The organism is Amycolatopsis coloradensis (genome assembly GCF_001953865.1).
Lineage (GTDB): Bacteria > Actinomycetota > Actinomycetes > Mycobacteriales > Pseudonocardiaceae > Amycolatopsis > Amycolatopsis coloradensis.
Map to the genome: position 1 here is coordinate 63,625 of NZ_MQUQ01000002.1, position 18,756 is coordinate 82,380.

The 18,756-nt window shown below is 69.9% G+C and carries 15 protein-coding genes and 1 pseudogene; 9 read left to right on the top strand and 7 right to left on the bottom strand.

All coding sequences use genetic code 11. From position 1 onward, the window contains the following. Positions 1-26 precede the first annotated feature (26 nt). Positions 27-929, top strand: coding sequence for a 2-hydroxyacid dehydrogenase (locus BS329_RS02165; RefSeq protein WP_076155232.1), 903 nt, complete (start codon positions 27-29; stop codon positions 927-929). A 25-nt stretch (positions 930-954) separates the two neighbouring features. Here BS329_RS02165 and BS329_RS02170 read toward each other — a convergent pair whose 3' ends face one another. Both BS329_RS02170 and BS329_RS02175 read right to left on the bottom strand, forming a co-directional pair. Continuing rightward, positions 955-1,890: an aminoglycoside phosphotransferase gene (locus BS329_RS02170; protein WP_076155234.1), complete on the bottom strand. Its 936-nt coding sequence runs from the start codon at positions 1,888-1,890 to the stop codon at positions 955-957. 73 nt (positions 1,891-1,963) lie between these two features. Further along, positions 1,964-2,932: a GNAT family N-acetyltransferase gene (locus BS329_RS02175; protein WP_076155235.1), complete on the bottom strand. Its 969-nt coding sequence runs from the start codon at positions 2,930-2,932 to the stop codon at positions 1,964-1,966. Between the two features lie 59 nt (positions 2,933-2,991). On the opposite strand from BS329_RS02175, the gene yaaA reads away from it, so the two are divergent. Both yaaA and BS329_RS02185 read left to right on the top strand, forming a co-directional pair. Then, positions 2,992-3,747, top strand: a complete 756-nt coding sequence (gene yaaA / locus BS329_RS02180; RefSeq protein ID WP_076155236.1) for a peroxide stress protein YaaA — start codon at positions 2,992-2,994, stop codon at positions 3,745-3,747. An 87-nt stretch (positions 3,748-3,834) separates the two neighbouring features. Beyond that, complete coding sequence (locus BS329_RS02185) at positions 3,835-5,286, top strand: trypsin-like serine protease (protein WP_076155237.1); 1,452 nt, start codon at positions 3,835-3,837, stop codon at positions 5,284-5,286. Between the two features lie 68 nt (positions 5,287-5,354). On the opposite strand, the pseudogene BS329_RS41730 reads toward BS329_RS02185, so the two are convergent. The 3 genes and pseudogenes from BS329_RS41730 to BS329_RS02200 form a co-directional block, all read right to left on the bottom strand. Then, a pseudogene (locus BS329_RS41730) lies at positions 5,355-5,825 on the bottom strand (FAD-dependent oxidoreductase); the annotation flags it as partial. A gap of 88 nt (positions 5,826-5,913) precedes the next feature. Then, on the bottom strand, positions 5,914-7,461 hold the full coding sequence (locus BS329_RS02195) for a S8 family serine peptidase (RefSeq protein WP_076155239.1): 1,548 nt from the start codon (positions 7,459-7,461) through the stop codon (positions 5,914-5,916). Further along, a complete protein-coding gene (locus tag BS329_RS02200; protein ID WP_076155240.1) occupies positions 7,461-8,624 on the bottom strand; it encodes a S8 family peptidase in 1,164 nt (387 codons plus the stop codon). The genes BS329_RS02195 and BS329_RS02200 overlap by 1 nt, the downstream gene beginning before the upstream one ends. A gap of 309 nt (positions 8,625-8,933) precedes the next feature. Between BS329_RS02200 and BS329_RS02205 the strand changes: the two genes are divergently transcribed. The 4 genes from BS329_RS02205 to BS329_RS02220 all read left to right on the top strand — a co-directional run bounded on the left by BS329_RS02205 (position 8,934) and on the right by BS329_RS02220 (position 16,334). Then, positions 8,934-11,759, top strand: coding sequence for an ATP-binding protein (locus BS329_RS02205; protein ID WP_076155242.1), 2,826 nt, complete (start codon positions 8,934-8,936; stop codon positions 11,757-11,759). A 423-nt stretch (positions 11,760-12,182) separates the two neighbouring features. Then, positions 12,183-13,124, top strand: a complete 942-nt coding sequence (locus tag BS329_RS02210) for a serine protein kinase RIO (protein ID WP_076155244.1) — start codon at positions 12,183-12,185, stop codon at positions 13,122-13,124. A gap of 366 nt (positions 13,125-13,490) precedes the next feature. Further along, positions 13,491-14,990 (top strand): DEAD/DEAH box helicase, encoded by a 1,500-nt coding sequence (locus BS329_RS02215; protein WP_076155245.1) that lies wholly within the window; start codon positions 13,491-13,493, stop codon positions 14,988-14,990. A 156-nt stretch (positions 14,991-15,146) separates the two neighbouring features. Then, on the top strand, positions 15,147-16,334 hold the full coding sequence (locus tag BS329_RS02220; RefSeq protein ID WP_076155247.1) for an 8-amino-7-oxononanoate synthase: 1,188 nt from the start codon (positions 15,147-15,149) through the stop codon (positions 16,332-16,334). On the opposite strand, the gene BS329_RS02225 is transcribed toward BS329_RS02220, so the two are convergent. After that, positions 16,300-16,782 carry a GNAT family N-acetyltransferase gene (locus tag BS329_RS02225; RefSeq protein ID WP_076155249.1) on the bottom strand — a complete coding sequence of 161 codons (483 nt, stop codon included), beginning with the start codon at positions 16,780-16,782 and terminating at the stop codon, positions 16,300-16,302. The genes BS329_RS02220 and BS329_RS02225 overlap by 35 nt on opposite strands. A 33-nt stretch (positions 16,783-16,815) precedes the next feature. Continuing rightward, complete coding sequence (locus BS329_RS02230; protein ID WP_076155251.1) at positions 16,816-17,649, bottom strand: S1 family peptidase; 834 nt, start codon at positions 17,647-17,649, stop codon at positions 16,816-16,818. Positions 17,650-17,864: 215 nt separating this feature from the next. Here BS329_RS02230 and BS329_RS43255 point away from each other — a divergent pair, with 215 nt between their 5' ends. Together BS329_RS43255 and BS329_RS02235 are read left to right on the top strand one after the other, a co-directional pair. Then, entirely contained in the window at positions 17,865-18,038 is a 174-nt protein-coding gene (locus tag BS329_RS43255; RefSeq protein WP_158075745.1) for a hypothetical protein, read from the top strand. After that, positions 17,965-18,690, top strand: coding sequence for a M15 family metallopeptidase (locus BS329_RS02235; protein WP_244197010.1), 726 nt, complete (start codon positions 17,965-17,967; stop codon positions 18,688-18,690). Before BS329_RS43255 ends, BS329_RS02235 begins: the two co-directional genes overlap by 74 nt. Positions 18,691-18,756: the final 66 nt, after the last annotated feature.

An 18,756-nucleotide genomic window follows, 5' to 3' on the forward strand; every position in this document is an offset into this window, starting at 1 on the left:
CCGGTCGCGATGGTCAGAATGGCGGTATGACGGAGCGAGCCATCCTGCCCTGGTCCGGCCTCGAGCTGCCGGAGGGCCTGACCGCGCGGTTGTACGACGGCACCGGCCCGCTTCCGGACGGCGACCTCGATGATGTCGAGGTCTATGTGCTGCCGTACGACACCGGTATGGAGCCGGTGAAGCTGCTCGACCGGCTTCCGTCGCTGAAGCTCGTGCAGTCGCTTTCGGCCGGGGTGGAGAAGCTGATCCCGCTGGTGCCGGCGGGGGTGAAGCTGGCCAACGGCCGTGGCCTGCACGATCTCAGCGTGGCCGAGCACGCGCTGGCGCTGATCCACGCTTCGCAGCGGGATCTTCCGCGCTGGTTCGCGCAGCAGGCGATCGGTTCGTGGGAGCGCGAGCACACGCGCTCGCTGGCCGACAGCCGTGTCCTGCTGGTCGGTCACGGCTCGATCGGCCAGGCCATCGAGCGGCAACTGGTCGCGGCCGAAGCCGTCGTGACCAGGGTGGCGAGCACGGCCCGTCCCGCGCAGCGGGTACACGGCGTCGGCGAGCTGGCGGCGCTGCTGCCGTCCGCCGACATCGTGGTCCTGATCCTGCCCGAGACGCCCGCGACCACGGGCCTGATCGGCGTCGCGGAACTCGCCGCGCTGCCGGACGGCGCCCTGGTGGTGAACGTCGGGCGAGGCTCGGCGATCGACACCGCGGCGCTCACGGCCGAGACCGTCGCCGGACGGCTGCGCGCGGCATTGGACGTCGTTGATCCCGAGCCGCTGCCTTCGGACCATCCACTGTGGACGGCACCGGGGGTGGTCGTCACGCCGCACATCGCGGGCGGGTCCGCGTCGTTCTACCCGCGCGCGAAGCGACTGGTGGCCGAACAGCTGCGCCGGTACGCGGCCGGGGAAGAGCCGCTGAACGTGGTCGGCTGACTCGCGTTTCGTCCTCTAGTCGCTGTCAGTGCCAGTGCGTGCGGTAGGCGAGCCACTCGCGCATGGCCGAGGCGAGACGGCGCTGCGCGGCGCGAACCCCGGTCGTCGCCGGTGGCTCCGGTAGTCGGCACGCTCGTTCGGCGTGGCCTGCCAAGGCGACGCCGAACGCGGTGACCGCCCAGACCGGGACGCCGGTGAGCACGGGGCGCCGCCGCAGCAGGCGGTCGACGTCGGCGGGCTCGTGCCCGGCGTCGAGCAGATACGGGACGAGCGCGACCAGATCGAGCCAGCCCGCGCCTCGTGCCGGGTAGCGCCAGTTGGTGACGAGCACCCGGCCTGGCCCGGTCCTCACCAGGTACTCGGGCTGGATGTCGTTGTGCAGCAACGTGTCCCCGGCCGACCAGGGATACCAGGACGTCTCCAGCTGGACGAGCCTGTCGAGGTTGCGGACGGCCCAGCCGTCGAGGTCGTCCGGTGGCTCCTTCGCCAGTTCGTGCCAGCCGCGCAGGAGCGGGCCGAGATCGTCGAGCGCGTCCGGGACGTCGGGCAGCGGGCACGGTGTGAGCGTGCGCCCCAGTGCGCCGAAAGTGGCCAGGACCGCGGAAAGGTCCGGCGACCCGGGGCGCAGGTTCGGTCTGGTGCCGTCGAAGTCGGCGAACGCGAGCACCAGCCATTCGCCGTCCACAAAGGACAGCAGCTTCGGCGTCGGCGCCTCCGGGGGCAGCCGCCGGGCGATGGCGGCCTCCGTCCGGTAGCCGCCCGCTCGCGGACTGTGCGCGGGGATCGCCTTCAGGAAGACCCAGCGATGACCGCGTTCGAGTTCGAGCCTCGCGGCGACACCGCCGTCGAATTCCGGGGTCTGCCACAGCGAACGGCGGACGACCGACCCGAGCTCACGCTCCACGGTGTCACGCGTCGCCGAAGGCAGGTCATGCCAGCCGAGGCGTGCGGAAACCGGCAACGCCCTACCACCCCCAGCGATCTGTCCGAGAAGATCGACTGTACCGAAATCCACCCTTTCAGGTGACAACCGGTCAGGTCGGGACGGGCTTCACGTACCCGGCCCAGCGCTGATGTTCGCTGAAGCCGACCCGCTCGTAGACACCGAGGGCGCGGTGGTTGTTGTCTTGGTCGACGTTGAGCGAAGCCCGCTGGAAGCCCTTGGCCTCGGCTTGAATGATCGTGTGCCCGAGCAGCGCGCCCGCGATGCCGCGCCCGCGGAGGGCCGCGTCCGTCGCGACGTGACTGACATACAGGTCCTTCACACCCGTGGCCGCCTCGTCGGAGGCGAAGAACGCGCTCAGCACCATCGCGACCACTCGGTCGCGTTCCGGGCTCAGCAGCAGGAACGACAGGTCCGGCTGGAAGTCTTTCGCGCCGACCACCAGATGCCGCCACGCCTGCGGAGATTGCTCCGTGCTCCCCCAGTGGTCCGCGAAGGTCTCGTTGCGGGACCGAAGGGTGAAGGCCTCGTACTTGTCCTCGTACGTGACGAGCGGGAACTCTTCGGGCAGCGGTTTGACCGGCGGGATTGAGTCGAGGCTGGCCCGCATGTCGACGAACCACCGGGCGTGCTCGAATCCGGAGTCGACAAGGACCTCGGAAAGCCAGCGCTGCTTGGTGTTGGCCGCGGCGTGCAGTTCCAGCGGTACGTCCGGGTGGGACTTCGCGTGGAGCCGCTTTCCCGCCTCCTCGAACCAGCCGGTGAGGTGCGCGGCGATCGCGTCTTCGCGGTACTCGGGGTGAACGAGCGTCTCGACCCTCATCATGTGCACCGGATCCGCCGCGTCACGTCGCCGGAGCAGACCGTAGGCGACGAGCTTGTCGCCGTCCCAGGCACTGGTGGACGCCGTCGGCAGGTCGACGGTCGGCGTGCTGATCTCTTCGGCGAGATCTTCCGCGCTGTAGTGCTCCTCGATCGGCTCGACACGCTCCGCCGCGGCGAAGGTCTCGGCCAGTCGCGGCATGTCGTCCAAGGTCAGCGGGCGCCAGGTCAGGCTCATGCGGTCGAGGCTAAGCCCGCGCCTCGGGGTGACGCACTCCATTTAGTTACGCTTCCGTGGTGCTCGTGCTGCTCCCCCCTTCCGAAACCAAGGCCGCCGGCGGCACCGGCGCGCCGCTGGACCTCGGTGCCCTGTCGTTCCCGGAACTGAACCCGACCAGGGCGAAGCTGGCCGACGCGCTGGCCGAACTGGCGGGCGACGTCCCGGCCAGTGTCGCCGCGCTCGGCATCACGCCGCGGCAGGCCGACGAGGTCACCCGCAACGCCGAGCTGTGGACCTCGCCCACGATGCCGGCGCTGCGCCGCTACACCGGGGTGCTCTACGACGCGCTCGACGTCAAGTCGTTCACCAAGGCGACGCTGGCGAAGGCCGAGAAGCGCCTCGCCGTCGCTTCGGCACTGTTCGGTGTCGTCGCGGCGACCGACCCGATCCCCGCGTACCGGCTGTCGGGCGGGAACGCGCTGCCGTCACTCGGAACCGTCCGCAGCGTGTGGAAGCCGACGCTGGAACCGGTGCTCCAAGGCATCGAGGGGCTCGTCGTCGACCTGCGCTCCGGTACCTACTCGGCGCTCGCGAAGCTCCGTCCGGACGCGGTGACCGTACGCGTCGTGACCGAGGACGCCAAGGGCAATCGGACGACGGTGAGCCACTTCAACAAGGCGTACAAGGGACGACTGGCCTCAGAGCTGGTGAAGTCCCGGAGCGAACCGTCCACTGTGGAACAGCTGCTGCGGGTGCTGTCGAAGGCCGGTCTCGACGTCGAGCGCACCGGCGACCACAGTCTCGAATTACTCACCGGAGACGGCCCGCATTAGTTCCGTACCCCTACGGGCTTCTTCCTCGGTTGTTCCGCCAGGTGCACATGCGGAAAGTGATTTCCAGCCACCTGGAAAGGAACCACCGTGAACAGAAGACAACGGCTACTGGGGATCGCCACCGCCACCCTCGGCTGCCTCTCGGTCCTCCTGCCGTCGCCCGCGGCCGCCGCGAACCTGACCGCCGTCACGCCGACGGATCAAGCGATCGTCCCCGGTGGACCGCACACGAACTCCATCGGCGGCACCCCCGCCTCGGTCAAGGACCACCCGTTCATCATCGCCGGCCTGCGCCAAGGCGGGACGCGACCACAGGGCCAGACCTGCACCGGCTCGGTCGTCGCGCCGCGCAAGATCTTGATCGCCGCGCACTGCAAGGCGGCCGACGGCGAGAAGAGTTTCCTTTACGGGCTGGACGATCTCAACGCGGGCGGTGGGACGCGGATCGGCGTCGTCAGCTATGACATCCACCCGAAGTACGTCAACTTCGACCAGGGTTACGACGTCGCGGTGGTCACCACGGACGCCGACATCCCGGTGCCGGGCGGCCAGTACGCGAAGGTCGCGACGTCGGCCGACACGGAGCTGAACAAGCCGGGCAAGTCCGGGCTCGGGCTGGGCTACGGCAAGAAGAGCCACAACGACAGTCCCGCGAACGTCGAACTGCACAAGTTCACCCTGCCGATCGTGCAGGGCAGCAACTGCAACGGGGTCGGCGCGGGCTTCAAGGAAGCCACGATGGTGTGCAGTGGCTACAGCGACGGTCACGTCACGATCCTGCCGGGTGACAGCGGCGGGCCGCTGATCGTGGACGGCAAGGTCGTCGGCGTCGCGTCGTGGAGCCGCAGCGACTTCAAGTGGTACAGCGTGTACGGCAGGCTCAACAACGACATGGGCGACTGGGTCAAGGAGAAGATCGGTGCGCCGCAGAACCCGGAGACGTTCTCCCTCGGTGTGACGCCTTCGTCGCTCAAGGTCGAGCCGGGCAAGTACGTCTCGGCCACGGTGACCAGCAAGCCGGGCAAGAACGGTGCGGAGAAGGTCGACCTGAGCGCGGCCGGACTCCCGGACGGCGCGAAGGCCACGTTCCAGCCCGCGTCCATCAACTCGGGTGAGTCGGCCAAGGTGACCGTCGAGGTTCCCGCCGGGACGGCCAAAAAGGACTACGTGGTCACGATTTCCGGTAAGGGAACCACCGACACGGCGACCACGAACCTGACGCTGACCGTCGGCAACGGCGGCCCGCAGCCCGGCAACCTCCAGGTGAGCGTAAGTCCCGGCAGCGGCACCGTCCAGCCCGGGTTCTTCAGCAACGTCACCGTTTCCGCCACCGGCGGGACCGGCACGATCACCCTGTCGGCGGCCGGACAGGGCCTGCCGTTCGCCCCGTTCTTCAACCCGAAGACGATCTCGAGCGGCGGTAGCTCGACCATGCAGGTGGTCGCGCCGTTCCAGCGCGGCACCTACCCGGTGACCGTCACCGCGACGGACTCGGCGGGCAAGACCGCCACCGCCACGTACACCCTCACCGTCCAGTAAGCAGCAAGTCCGTGAAGGCCTCCTTGAGGAACTCTAGTTCCTCAAGGAGGCCTTCACGGACTTCAGACACGCGGCGCGACGGTGGCCAGCACGTGGCCGCCACGCACCGCGAGCTCGTCGTCACCGAGCCGATAGCGCACTGAACCGTCCGGGTCGATGGACAGCACTTCGGCTCCGGTCACCAGGCGAGCCCCGGCGTTCCTGGCGGCCGACGCGAGCGCGCCGGTCACCGCGCCCATGCCGCCCACCGGGACGTCCCAGTCGCCGGTCCCCTTGCCGATCACGTGGTACAGCAGGCGAAGGTTCTGCCGGAAATCGCCGGCGCCGGCGCAGCTCCTCCTTCGAGCGCAATGGTTCGGTCAGCGTGGGGAACGTCCGCCGCGCGACCCGGACGTCATCGCGTGGAACCGTTGCCACGCCTCGAAGTCCTTTGTGGACCCGGTGAGCGCGGAGAACGACGCCGCCGTCCGGCCGCTCTCGCCCGTGTCGACAAGGAGACCGCCGCGACCAGGCCGTTGTGCCCGCCACCGACGATCACGGCGTCATAGGACTCCCTGCGAGCCTCCCCAGCGAAACGACAGTGCGCCGCGGTCATCGTGACCGCGGCGCACCGCCGCTCGCAAGGACTCAGAAGGCGATGGAGAAGCCTTCGATCGTCCCGCTGTCGAACCGGTGGACGTCACGGACCCGCAGCTTCCAGGTCCCGTTCGCCGGTTCGGACGAGGCGTTCACCGAGTACGACGTGTGCACGCCGCCCGCCTCGCCGATCCCTCCCGCTGGCTTGAGCGCGAACACCGCGCCGCTCGGCCCGACCAGATCGATCGCCAGGTCACCGGTGTAGGTGTGCGCGATGTCGACCTTGACCGGCAGCGTCGCCGACGCCTTGCCGTCGCAGCCTTCCTGCGTCACCGAACTGGTCACCGCGTCACCCGCGTCCGGAATGGACACCAGTGTGGTGTTGGACTTGGCCCCGCACGTCGGGCCGGGGCCGCCACCGCCGATGAACGACACGTTCAGCAGCTTGTTCACCGTTCCGCCCGGCAGGCCCTTGAGCACACCGTCCGAAGCGTTGTTCACCAGCGCGTCCCGCGTCTGCTGTGCGGTGGCACCGGAGTTGGCGGCCAGGTACAGCGCCGCCGCGCCCGCCACATGCGGCGTGGCCATCGAAGTCCCGCTCATGTTCGCCGAACCACCGTTGGACGTGGACAGCGACGTGATGTTGCTGCCAGGGGCGAAGATGTCCACGCACGAACTGTGGTTGGAGAACGAGGACTTGTTGTCGTTCTCGTCCGAGGCGCCGACCGTGATCGCCTCGGGGATGCGGGCGGGGCTGACGTTGCAGGCGTTCTGGTTCTCGTTGCCCGCCGCCACCGCGTAGACGAAGCCCGCCGCGATGGACTTCTTGATGACGTCGTCGCCGAGCCCGACCTGGTCCATTTTCAGGCTCAGGTTCGCCACCGCCGGTTTGGTGCCGTTCGCGGTCAGCCATTCGGCCGCGTCGACGATGGCGGAGTCGGGACCGTTGCCCGAACAGTCGTTGCCCAGCACCTTCAGCCCGACGAGCTTGACCTTCTTCGCCACGCCGTAGGTCTTGCTGCCGATGGTGCCCGCCGTGTGACTGCCGTGCCCGTTGCAGTCCTTCCCGTTGCCACCCACGAAGTCCTTGCCGATGGACGCGCGCCCCTCGTACTCGGGGTTCTCCGGGTTGATCCCGGTGTCCATGTCGTACGCGGTGACGCCCTCACCCGTGTTCGGGTAGGTGAAGCTCTTGTCCCGCGGCAGGTTCTTCTGGTCGATCCGGTCGAGGCCCCAGGTCGGGTTGGCCTGGGTGCCGACGGCACGCGCGGTGCCGTCCTGGTAGACCGCCTTGACCGCCGGGTCGGCCGCGAGCCGCCTCGCCTGCTGCTCGGACATTCCCTTGACCGAGAAGCCGCGAAGCACGTTCCTGTACGCCGAGCGGACCTCGCCACCGTATCGGCCGGTCAGTGCGGCCGAGGACCGCTCGACCGCCATGGTGCCGACCTCGTGGAGCACCACGATGTACTGGTCCCCGTAGTGCTGATTCGCCTGCACGACAACGCCTTCCGCCGGCGCGGCGACGGCGTTGCCCGCGGCGAGCGCGGCCAGCGCGGTGGCCGCGACGGCCACCACACCGGCCCGCACGCCGCGGCGCATCAGAGACCCGCCACGTTCAGCAGCTTGTTGGTCGAACCGGAGCCGGGGCTCGTCACGACACCGCTGGTGGCGGCACTCGCCAGACCGGAGGCCACGGCGGCGGGGTTCGCCGACGGGTGCGAGGTCAGGTAGATCGCGGCCGCGCCCGCGACGTGCGGGGTCGCCATCGAGGTACCGCTCATCTGCTGGGTGCCGCCACCGTTACGGGTCGAGGTGATGTTGGTGCCGGGCGCGAAGATGTCGGTGCAGCTGCCGTAGTTCGAGAACGTGGACCGGCGGTCGTCGCTCTGGGTGGCGTTGACGGTGATGGCCTCACGCACTCGGGCCGGGCTGGTGGAGCAGGCGTCCGTGTTGGAATTCCCGGAGGCCACCGTGTTGGTGATGCCCGCCGAAACCGCGCGGCGCACGGCGGAGTCCACCCCGGAGTCGGCCGGTCCGCCGAGGCTCATGGTGAGCACCGACGGGCCCTTGGCGTTCTTCACGACCCAGTCGATCCCGCTGATGATCTGCGAGTACTGGCCGCTGCCCTGGCAGTTCAGCACGCGGACCGAGACGATCTTGGCGCCCTTGGCCACACCGTAGGTGGCGCTGCCGACCGTGCCGGCGACGTGCGTGCCGTGACCCTGGCAGTCACGGGCGTCGCTGTCGTTGTCGATGAAGTCGTATCCACTGGTCGCGCGGCCGCCGAACTCGGCCTGGCGGTAGTCGACACCGGTGTCGAGGACGTAGACCGTCGCCCCGGCACCGTCGTTGGGATAGGTGTACTTCCGGTCCAGCGGCAGGTTCTTCTGGTCGATCCGGTCAAGGCCCCAGGTCGGGTTGGTCTGGGTGCCGGTCATCCACGCGACGGCGTCCTGCTGGACGAAGTCGACATGGGGGTCGGCGGCGAGCCGCTTGGCCTGTGCCTCGGTCATCTTCGCCGAGAAGCCGTTCAGCGCGGCGCTGTAGGTCGCCTTCACCTGGCCGCCGTACTTCGCCGCGAGACCGGCGTCGCCGCTCTTCAACGAGACGATGTACCCGTCCGTGACGGCGCCCGGCACACCGGCGCCGCGGATCTGCCCCTCGGCGGCCGTGGCAGATCCGGCGAAGGCCAGCGAGGCCGCTACACAGGCCCCGGTGAGCACCGCGCCCGCGATCCGGTGACGTCGAAGTTCTCCACGCATTTCCTGAGCTCCGTTCACTCGAACAGGTGGTTCGCGCCGGCGGGAATCCCGGCCGACGCCGTGACGAGCAGTCACGCTTGACTCACTTTCGGGTGGCGGGACCTGCCCGAACAAGCGAGGCAACGGTCCGTAGGACTACGTATCTATTAGGGAAAATCACCGTCCCTACGAAAGTTGTGTGACCGTCCGAGCGGGTTCCGTGATCGCCGAACAGGTGCTTAAGCTGCGTTCACTCGAACGGTGTTGTTCGTGAAGCGGGGGTGACCCGGCATGGTGATCGGTGGCTGCCGACGCAGGACGAGTTCGCCCGTGCTCGTCGGCCGTGATGCGGAACTACGCGTGATCCTCGACGGCGCGATGCGCTCGCCGGCGGCGATCATGCTCGAAGGCGAAGCGGGGGTGGGCAAGACCCGGCTCGCCACCGAACTGCTGGCCTGCCCCGAACTGGCCGGACGGCCGGTGCTCACCGGAAGCTGCCAGCCGCTGCGCGAGCCCTTCCCGTACGGCGTGGTCTTCGACGCGCTGAAGGACGCCCGCCCGGCGCGCCAACTCAACCCCGTGACCGGCGTACTCGGTCCCTACCTGCCGGAACTCGCCGCCTTCCTGCCCGATCCGCCACCCCGGCTCGGCGATCCGAGGGCCGAACGGCACCGGCTCTTCCGCGCCGTCCGTGAGCTGCTCGGCTCGCTGGGACCGCACGTCCTCCTCATCGAGGACCTCCACTGGGCGGACGACGGTTCCCGCCGCCTGTTGAGGTTCCTGATGACCGACCCGCCCGCCGGTCTGACCCTTCTGCTCACCTACCGGCGCGAGGAGACGCCGGGCGGCATCCCGCTCGGCAGCGCCTACCGGCCCGCGTCCGGCACCGAGCACGTACTCGTCACCCTCCGCCCGCTGGACCGAGACGGCGTCCAGGCACTGGTGTCGGCCCTGCTCGGCGGGGCGAACGTCTCGGCCGAGTTCGCCGCGCGGCTGCACGAGCGGACCGCGGGGATCCCGTTCGTGGTCGAGGAGATCGTGCACGCGATCGGGGGCATCGAGGGCGCGGTGCACGCCGACGGCGCGACCGCGCGGCGCCTGCTCGACGCCGTCGAGGTCCCGGCGCTGCTGCGTGAGGCGATGGTCGAACGCCTCACCGCGCTGCCGCCTGCCGCCCGGCGGATCACCGAGGCCGCCGCCGTCCTCGGCACACCGTGCACTTCGGACCTGCTGGCCGCCGCGGCGGCGCTGACTCCCGAACGGGCCCACCCCGCCCTGGTCCTGGCACTCGAACGCAACGTCCTGGTGGAGACCGGCGAGGGTGAATACGGCTTCCGGCACGCGCTCGCCCAGCAGGCCGCCTACCGCACCATCCCCGGCCCCGACCGCCAGGAGCTGCACCGGCGTGCCGCGCGGCTGCTGCGCGACCGCCTCCCGCAGTCCCTGGTGCGGCTCGCCGAGCACTGCCGCAAGGCGGGCGACCGGGCCGGTGCGCTGAAGTACGGCGAAGCGGCCGCCGATCAGGCGTCGACGGTCGGCGATCTCGCCACCGCGACGGATCTGCTCCGTACCCTGCTCGACGAACCGGGCCTGCAACCGTCCGATGTGGACAGACTGGCGGTCAAGTTCAGCGCGGTGGCGTGCAACGGTCTCGGCCAGACCGAAGTCATCCCGGCACTGGAGCGGCTGCTCACCGACGGCAGGCTGTCCGGGCGGCTGAGCGGTGAAGTCCGGCTGGGACTGGGGCTCCTGCTGGTCCGCCAGGCCGGCGGCCTCGAAGCGGCCAGGACGGAGATCGAGCTCGCCGTCAACGATCTCCCCGACCGGCCCGACCTCGCCGGACGCGGGATGGGCGTGCTCGCCCAGCCGTGGGTCGGCGCGACCCCGCTGCGGGAACACCGGCGGTGGATGGATCGCGTGGACGGGCTCATCGACCTGGCCACCGACCAGCGACTGAAGATCATCCTGCTGGCCAACAACGTGGCGTCGCGGCTGCACATCGGGGACGCGCGCGGCTGGGACATGCTGGACCGGGCGCCCACCAGCGTCGCTTCGGCCGACGAGCAGCGGCATCTGGCGCGGCTGCACTGCAACGGCGCCGACGCCTGTGCCTGGATCGGTCACCACCGCCGCGCCAGGAGCCTGCTGCGCAGCGGGATGCAGCTGGCCGCCGACTGCGGGGCGCCGTACGTCGTCAGCACCGCCCGCGCGACCGCGGTCCACACCGACTGGCTCACCGGGAACTGGGACGGCCTCGCCGAACGGGCCGGCGCGCTGATCGACGAATACCGCGACCTCCTGCCGGTGACCAGCGAACTGTGCCTGGTGCTCGGCCTGCTCGCCGCCGCCCGCGGTGAATGGGACGAAGCCGCGGCCCGGTTCGCCGGTACCGCGGCGGATCAGCCGGAGAACGCGTTCACGCCGGTCGCGATCGCCGCGCACGCCGGGATGGCGGGCATGCTGCTCGCGCAGGACCTCGGGGAAGCCGCCGTCGCACAGGCCGAGAAAGGACTGGAACTCTTGCGCGCCAAGGGTGTCTGGGCCTGGAGCGCCGACCTGCTCGTGGCCGCCGTCGACGCGTACTGCGCCACCGGTCGCGACGCCGAGGCGCAAGCGCTGACCGACGAGTTCGAACGCGAGATCGGCGACCTCGACGCGCCGTCCACCCATGCCGCGCTGGCCGCGAACCGCGGCCTCATCGCCGCGTCCCGTGGCGACCACGTGGCGGCGATCAAGGCCTTCGAGCAGGCACGGGAACGGTACGACGCCCTCCCGGCGCCGTATCACGCGGCGCTGATCGCCGAACGGGCCACGCGCTGCCGTCTCGCCGGGAACGAGGACGTCGCCGAGACGTTCGCCGCGCTCGCCGAAACATTCGACCACCTCGGCGCCACCCGGGACGCCGCGCGCTGCCGCCACGCCTTCCGGTCCACCGGCGCTGTCGCCCCCTCGCGGCGTGGCCGCCGGGGCTACGGCGACGAACTGTCCCCACGCGAGCGCGACGTCGCCAGGCTGCTCGCCGCCGGGCACACCAACCGGGAGATCGCCGAGGTGCTGTTCCTGTCCCGGCGGACGGTGGAACAGCACGTCGCGAGCGTGTTGCGCAAACTGAAGGTGCGTTCCCGGGGTGAGCTGGCGAGTCTGCGTTCGGCTTAGGGATCAACTCGGTTGCGGGCGCCTGGCGGCGTCGGAGAGCGAGGCCGGCGTCGTCGTGAGTGGCAAAGCGGCCGTGTCGCGAAAACTCGACCTTCACCCCTTCCTCAAGTACATGAAGGGGTCCTTCACTGCGCTGGACGCAAGGAAGGGGGCCATCACGTACTTCAGGTGGGCAGGGCAGCACCGAAGGACGGCTCGAGCAGGCTGCTTCGCCTTACCCAGCCTTAATTCGGTTGCGGGCGCCTGGCGGCGTCCGAGATAATCGTCCGCGATCCGGCAGGGAGCCGGTGGATGCGACCGGGAGGTGCCTCGTGCTGATGACTGTCCGGGGCGTTGTCCGCCCCCATCCACTCGCCCCTCGCGGCTGAGCGCGAATAAACGACGCTCGCCCGGTGGGGCATCCCTGACTAGGAGAACCCACCAGTGCGCAAGCACGATCTCGAAGAGTCCCACGAACAACGTCCACGCCGCACCCGTCGTGCCCGGTTCGACGACGAGCCCGAACCCGCCCGCGGCGGACGGCTCACCGCGGCCGAACGCGTCCGGCTCGCCCGGCTGCGCGAGGACGCCTACACCGAAACCGCCATCCCCGACGGCGCCGACCGTTGGAGTACCTGGGGAGAGTCCGAGCACGGGCCGCAGCCGCGCCCGGACTGGGTGATCACCGAACTGGCGGCGGTCGACACCGAACTCGGCGTCCTCAAAACCGGCAAGGAGGCCGACGTCCACCTCGTCCGGCGCAACCTTCCCGGCACCGAGGGCACGGTGCTCGCGGCCAAGCGGTATCGCAGTGGCGAGCACCGGTTGTTCCACCGCGACGCCGGCTATCTCGAAGGCAGGCGGATGCGGCGTTCGCGGGAGATGCGGGCCATCGAGTCACGCAGCAGCTTCGGCCGCAACCTCATCGCCGAACAGTGGGCGGTGGCCGAATTCAGCGCGCTGAGCAGGCTCTGGACGGTCGGTGCGCCCGTGCCGTACCCGGTGCAGCGCGACGGCACCGAGATCCTGCTGGAATTCCTCGGCGACGGGGAGACCGCCGCGCCGCGGCTGGCACAGGTCCGGCCGGAACCCGGGCAGTTGCGGGAACTGTGGTTCCAGACCTCGGCGATGCTGGAACTGCTGGCGACGCAAGGTCTCGCGCACGGCGACCTCTCGGCGTACAACCTGCTCGTCCACCGCGGGCAGATCATGGTGATCGACCTGCCGCAGGTGGTCGACATCGTGGCCAATCCCGGCGGACTCGAGTTCCTCGCGCGGGACGTGCGGAACATTGCCACGTGGTTCCACGCACGGGAACTGCCGGAGCGGCTGACGGCGGTCCCGGAGCTGATCGGGGAACTGCAAGAGATCGCCGGATTGCGCTGACCGTCCACAGTGTCATGAAAGGGGCTTTCCCTGCCCATCACGCCGGGAAAGCCCCTTTCATGACACGCCAGGAGAAGCCCCGGTGGAGACCCTGCCCACAATCGGTCCCTCCGAGTGGGAGGCCGGGTAACGGTCCGGTACAGTAGGGCTAGACCGCAACCGGCGGCGTGGATGAGTGGTGTCCGTCGCCTCCAAAGCCAACCGAATGGCTCGCGGTATCCGTATCAACCAATTGGCGCGCGGTGTCATGCAGACGCGGTGTGCCGGGTTCGTCCCTGTGAACGCCCATCTGTGCACACCATCTTGCCCTGCCTGCGTGCGGGCAGCCCGGGCCTCCTTGCGACGTGCCACGTCCGAGAGGCATTTGTGACAGTCACGTTCAACTCCGGCCACACCTCACCGTCGGCGCGTCAGCACCGCAAGCCGCGCACCCGCCCCGCGGGTGACGCGATGCTGCACAACGACGCCGTCGAGAGTGTCAAGGCCACGACCTGGGCGGAGCTCGGTCTTCCCGAGCCGCTGCTGCGGGCACTGGCCGAGGGCGGAATCACCACCCCCTTCCCGATCCAGTCGGCGACCATCCCCGACGCGCTCGCCGGCCGCGATGTGCTGGGCCGCGCCCAGACCGGTTCCGGCAAGACCCTGGCCTTCGGCCTCGCGATGCTGACCAGGCTCAACGGCGGCCGCGCCCGTCCGAAGCACCCCCGCGCGCTGATCCTGGTCCCGACCCGCGAACTGGCCATGCAGGTCGCCGACTCGCTGACCCCGCTGGCCAAGTCCCTCGGCCTGTGGTGCCGCACCGCTGTCGGCGGCATGGCCTTCACCCGCCAGGCCGACGCGCTTTCCCGCGGCGTCGACCTGCTGATCGCCACCCCCGGCCGGCTGTCGGACCACGTCCGCCAGGGCACCGCGTCGCTGTCCGAGGTCAACTTCATCGCGCTCGACGAGGCCGACCAGATGGCCGACATGGGCTTCATGCCGCAGGTTCGCGAGATCCTCGACCTGACCCCGCGTGACGGCCAGCGCCTGCTGTTCTCGGCGACCCTCGACGGTGACGTCGACCGCCTGGTCCGGGCGTACCTGACGAACCCGGTCACGCACTCGGTCGCCCCGTCGACCGCGAGCGTCACCACCATGGACCACCACGTGCTCCAGGTGTCGCACCAGGACAAGCAGGACATCATCACCGAGATCGGCGCCCGCGAGGGCCGCACGATCATGTTCGTCCGCACCAAGCACCACGTGGACCGCCTCACCGAGCGCCTGCGCGAGAAGGGCGTCCACGCGGCCGCTCTGCACGGCGGCAAGACCCAGGGTCAGCGCAACCGGGTCCTCTCGGACTTCAAGGAGGGCTTCGCCCCGGTCCTCGTCGCCACGGACGTCGCCGCTCGCGGTATCCACGTCGACGACATCTCGCTGGTGCTGCACGTCGACCCGGCCGCCGACCACAAGGACTACCTGCACCGCGCCGGCCGGACCGCGCGCGCCGGGGCGTCCGGTGTCGTGGTCACGCTGGTCACCCACGACCAGCGCCGCATGGTGCGCCGGATGACCGACCGCGCCGGTGTCCGCGCCGAGCAGACCACGGTCCGCCCGGGCGACGCCGAGCTCGCTCGCATCACCGGTGCGCAGCAGCCCAGCGGTGAGCCGGTCATCGAGCGTCGTCGTGAGTCCCCGCGTCGCGGCGGTGGCCGCGGTTACGGTGGCGGCGACCGCGGTGGCTACCAGGGTTCGCGCGAGGGTCACCGCGAAGGCGGCCGTCCCGGCGGCTTCCGCGGCCGCCCGCGTCGTGGCGAGTCCGGTGGCGGCAGCGGCCGCCCGCAGCGTCCGGGCGCCGGACGCCCGCGTCGCAGCTACGACAGCTGAACTGACTGAACGGAGCCGGTTCACCCCGGCCCCAGCGTGAGCTGAACGGGACTTTCCTTGCGAATTCGCAAGGAAAGTCCCGTTCAGTGCGTTCCAGCGAGTGCACAGCGGGACCACCGCACCGGCAGCCGGGGCGCGAATGGGAGACTGCGGGACGTGACTTCTCCCGGCCCCGCTCCCCAGAACCTCCCGCCCGAGCAGGTTTTCGACTGGCTCGACGTCGAGGCGGAGAAGCGGGCCGAAGCAGGGCTGGTACGCAAGCTGCGTATCCGGCAGGCCCAGGAACCTGAGCTGGATCTCGCGGGCAACGACTACCTCGGGCTCGCCAGGGACAAACGCGTCGCCGGTGCGGCCGCCGCGGCCGCGTTGCGCTGGGGCGCCGGGGCGACCGGCTCCCGCCTCGTCTCCGGCACCACCGAGGTCCACGCGGAACTCGAGCACGAACTCGCCCGCTTCTGCGGCACTCAGGCCGCCCTGGTCTTCTCGTCCGGTTTCACCGCGAATCTCGGCGCCGTCACGGCCCTGTCCGGCGCGGACTCCGCGATCGTCACGGACAAGTACATCCACGCCTCGCTGATCGAAGGCTGCCGCCTGTCCCGCTCGGACATCGCCGCCGTCGCGCACAGCGATCCGAGCGCCTTCAAACACGCGCTCGCGACCCGCCGCAAACCCCGCGCGCTCGTCGTCACCGATTCCGTGTTCTCCGTCGACGGCGACATCGCCCCGCTGGAACAACTCGCCGGTGTCTGCCGGGAGCACGGCGCGTCACTGCTCGTCGACGACGCCCACGGCTTCGGCGTCCTGGGCGAGGGCGGCCGAGGTGCGGTCCACGCGGCGGGACTCTCCAGCGCGCCGGACGTCGTCACCACGATCACGTTGTCGAAATCCCTTGGGGCGCAAGGTGGAGCGGTGCTCGGGCCGCGCCGGGTGATCAAGCATCTCGTGGACACCGCCCGCAGTTTCATCTTCGACACCGGCCTCGCGCCGGCCAGTGCCGCCGCCGCGCTGGCCGCTCTCACCGCGCTGAAGGCCGAGCCGGAGCTGGCCACCAAGGTGACCGACGCGGCCGGAAACCTCGCGATGCAACTGAAAGCGGCGGGGTTCCGGGTCAGTCTCCCGGACGCCGCGGTGATCTCGGTGCAGGCGCCGTCGCCCGAAGCGGCCGTCGCGTGGGCTGCGTCGTGCGCGGATCAGGGCATCCGCGTCGGCTGCTTCCGCCCGCCGTCCGTACCCGACGGCATCTCCCGCCTGCGCCTGACCGCGCGCGCCGATCTCACCGAGGCCGACGTGGACCGCGCGGTCGGGGTGATCACGGCTGCGGCGCCTCCCGGCGCCACATCGTGATGTGCGGGATCCCGTCTTCCATGAACTCGTCGCCTTCGGCCACGAAGCCGTACTTGGCATAGAACTTCGTCGCGTACGTCTGCGCGTCGAGGACGCACGGCGCGTCTCCGATCCCCGCGAGCGCGGTCTCCATCAGCCGTCCCGCGAGGCCCTTGCCGCGTGAGCGGACGGCCGTGCACACCCTGCCGATGCGGAAGGTGCCGCCGGCGTCCTGCAGCACGCGAAGGTACGAGTCGACGGCGACGGAACCGCCGATCCAGAGGTGACGCGTGCCGGGCAGGAGGTCACGCCCGTCGATCTCGTGATAGGCGACGTTCTGCTCGACGACGAACACGTCGACGCGCAGACGGAGGATGCCGTGCAACTGCGCGGCGGTGATCTCGTCACCGGCGACGGACAGCGGGAACGACGAGGTCTCGATGATCGGGGTGTCGGTGCTCACGCCCACTTGTTAGCACATCGGACGTGAAGACGGCATCGATCAGCCGATCAGCCGTCGGCTGCTTTGCTGGGAGATCTCGTTCGCGTAGTGCGAGACGCGGGTGTACACGCCCGGTTTGTTCGCCTTCGCGCAGCCTTCGCCGAACGAAACGATCCCGATCAGCGTGTCGCCCACCACCAACGGGCCACCCGAATCGCCCTGGCAGGCGTCGACCCCGCCTTCGGGGTATCCGGCGCACACCATGTCGCTCGGATCGTAGCCCGAGTACGCGGTGCGGCAGGTCTTGTCGCTGACCACCGGGACGACAGCGCTACGCAGGTAGTCCGAACGCGCCCCACCGTCGGCGACGCGGCCCCAGCCGAGCACCGTCGCTTTCGTCCCCTCGCTGTACAGGTCGGCGTTGCCGTTGTCCGCGACCTTCGCGGACCGGTACGGCAACTGGCCGCTGACCGTCATCACCGCGATGTCGCCGCCCTTGGCGGGGTCCCCTTGGAAGTCGGGGCTGACCCAGACCTTCGAAACGCGCAGTTCCACGCCGTCCCGCGTGCGTTTGTCCTCCCGGCCCGCGATGACCCGGACGTCGTTCTTGTCGACCGCGACCGCGCAGTGCGCCGCCGTCGCGATCGTCGTGGGGCTGACGATCACCGCTCCGCAGTACTGGTTTCCACTGCGATCGGCCAAATAGACCGCGTACGGGTACTGCGAGACCGAAGCCTTGCCACCGCCCACGATCCTCGGTTCGACGGCTTTGTCCGGGCCGCCCACCGCGCTGCCGGCCGCCGACGCGCTGTTGACCGCGACCGGCGCCATCACGGCCGTCGCGAGTACCGCCCCGACCGCGTACAGCAGGGTGCGACGTGACTTCTTGGGCATGTTCGGTCCCTTCACCGGGGCGTACGTACGGTCAAACCCTGGGAAGTCGTTCGACTCCAGCGCGTACACAAGCGATCGCAATACCCTAATCCGAGAAAGCCCGAGGTGCTGTCACTGAAACGGGTGGACCTGTGCTCACCGAACGCATCTGACACGCTGGACCCCGTGCGGGCGACGGCGACGATTCTGGCGGCTACGGCCTTTCTCCTGCTGTCGTGTTCCAGTCCGCCCCCGCCTGTTCCGGCACCGGCGCCGTCCCCGCCGTCCACCTCGGCCGCTGCGGGCAGTCCGGCGAAAACCCCTTCACCGGCACCGATATCGAGCACCCCTGCCCCGCCTCCCGCACCGCTCTGGCAAGTCGGCGCGAAGCCGCTTCCCTTGCGGCGTGACGGTTTCGGGCAGATCCTCCCGACTCCTCCCGTGCTGGCCGATCGTTCGCTGCCGACCGCGGACCTGCTCCCCCCGCCCGCCGGGAACCGGTTCGCGAGCACGGTGAACGCGGCCCCCGCCGGGGTTCTCGCGCGCAGCACCTGGCAAGCGGGCTGTCCGGTCAAAGCAGGCGAACTGCGCTACCTCACGTTGTCGTTCTGGGGTTTCGACGGCCGCGCGCATACCGGCGAAATGCTCGTGAACGCGTCGGTGGCGAGCGCCGTCGTCACCGTGTTCGGGCGGTTGTTCGCCGCGAAGTTCCCGATCGAGGAAATGCGCGTGACCGCTCCCGCCGAACTCACCGCTCCCCCGACGGGCGACGGGAACAACACCAACGCGTTCGTCTGCCGCCCTGCCCGCGGCCGGACGAACTGGTCCGCGCACGCCTACGGACTCGCGATCGACGTCAACCCGTTCTGCAACCCGTACACCAAGGGCGATCTCGTGCTGCCCGAACTCGCATCGGCGTACCTCGACCGGGGGAACCGGCGGCCGGGGATGATCACGCGGGGCGATGCGACCGTGGCCGCCTTCTCCGCGATCGGCTGGACCTGGGGCGGGACCTGGACCACGCCAGTGGACCGGATGCACTTCAGCGCGAACGGGCGTTGACCGGGAACAACCGGTCGCCGTGACAAGTTGGCTAGAGTCGGAACCACCCGCTTCAGCCGCAAAGGA

Bases quoted from the DNA above. Each gene is read 5' to 3' on its own strand.
- BS329_RS02195 (WP_076155239.1), bottom strand. From the start codon at position 7,461: ATGCGCCGCGGCGTGCGGGCCGGTGTGGTGGCCGTCGCGGCCACCGCG.
- BS329_RS02165 (WP_076155232.1), top strand. From the start codon at position 27: ATGACGGAGCGAGCCATCCTGCCCTGGTCCGGCCTCGAGCTGCCGGAG.
- BS329_RS02200 (WP_076155240.1), bottom strand. From the start codon at position 8,624: ATGCGTGGAGAACTTCGACGTCACCGGATCGCGGGCGCGGTGCTCACC.
- BS329_RS02230 (WP_076155251.1), bottom strand. From the start codon at position 17,649: ATGCCCAAGAAGTCACGTCGCACCCTGCTGTACGCGGTCGGGGCGGTA.
- BS329_RS02175 (WP_076155235.1), bottom strand. From the start codon at position 2,932: ATGAGCCTGACCTGGCGCCCGCTGACCTTGGACGACATGCCGCGACTG.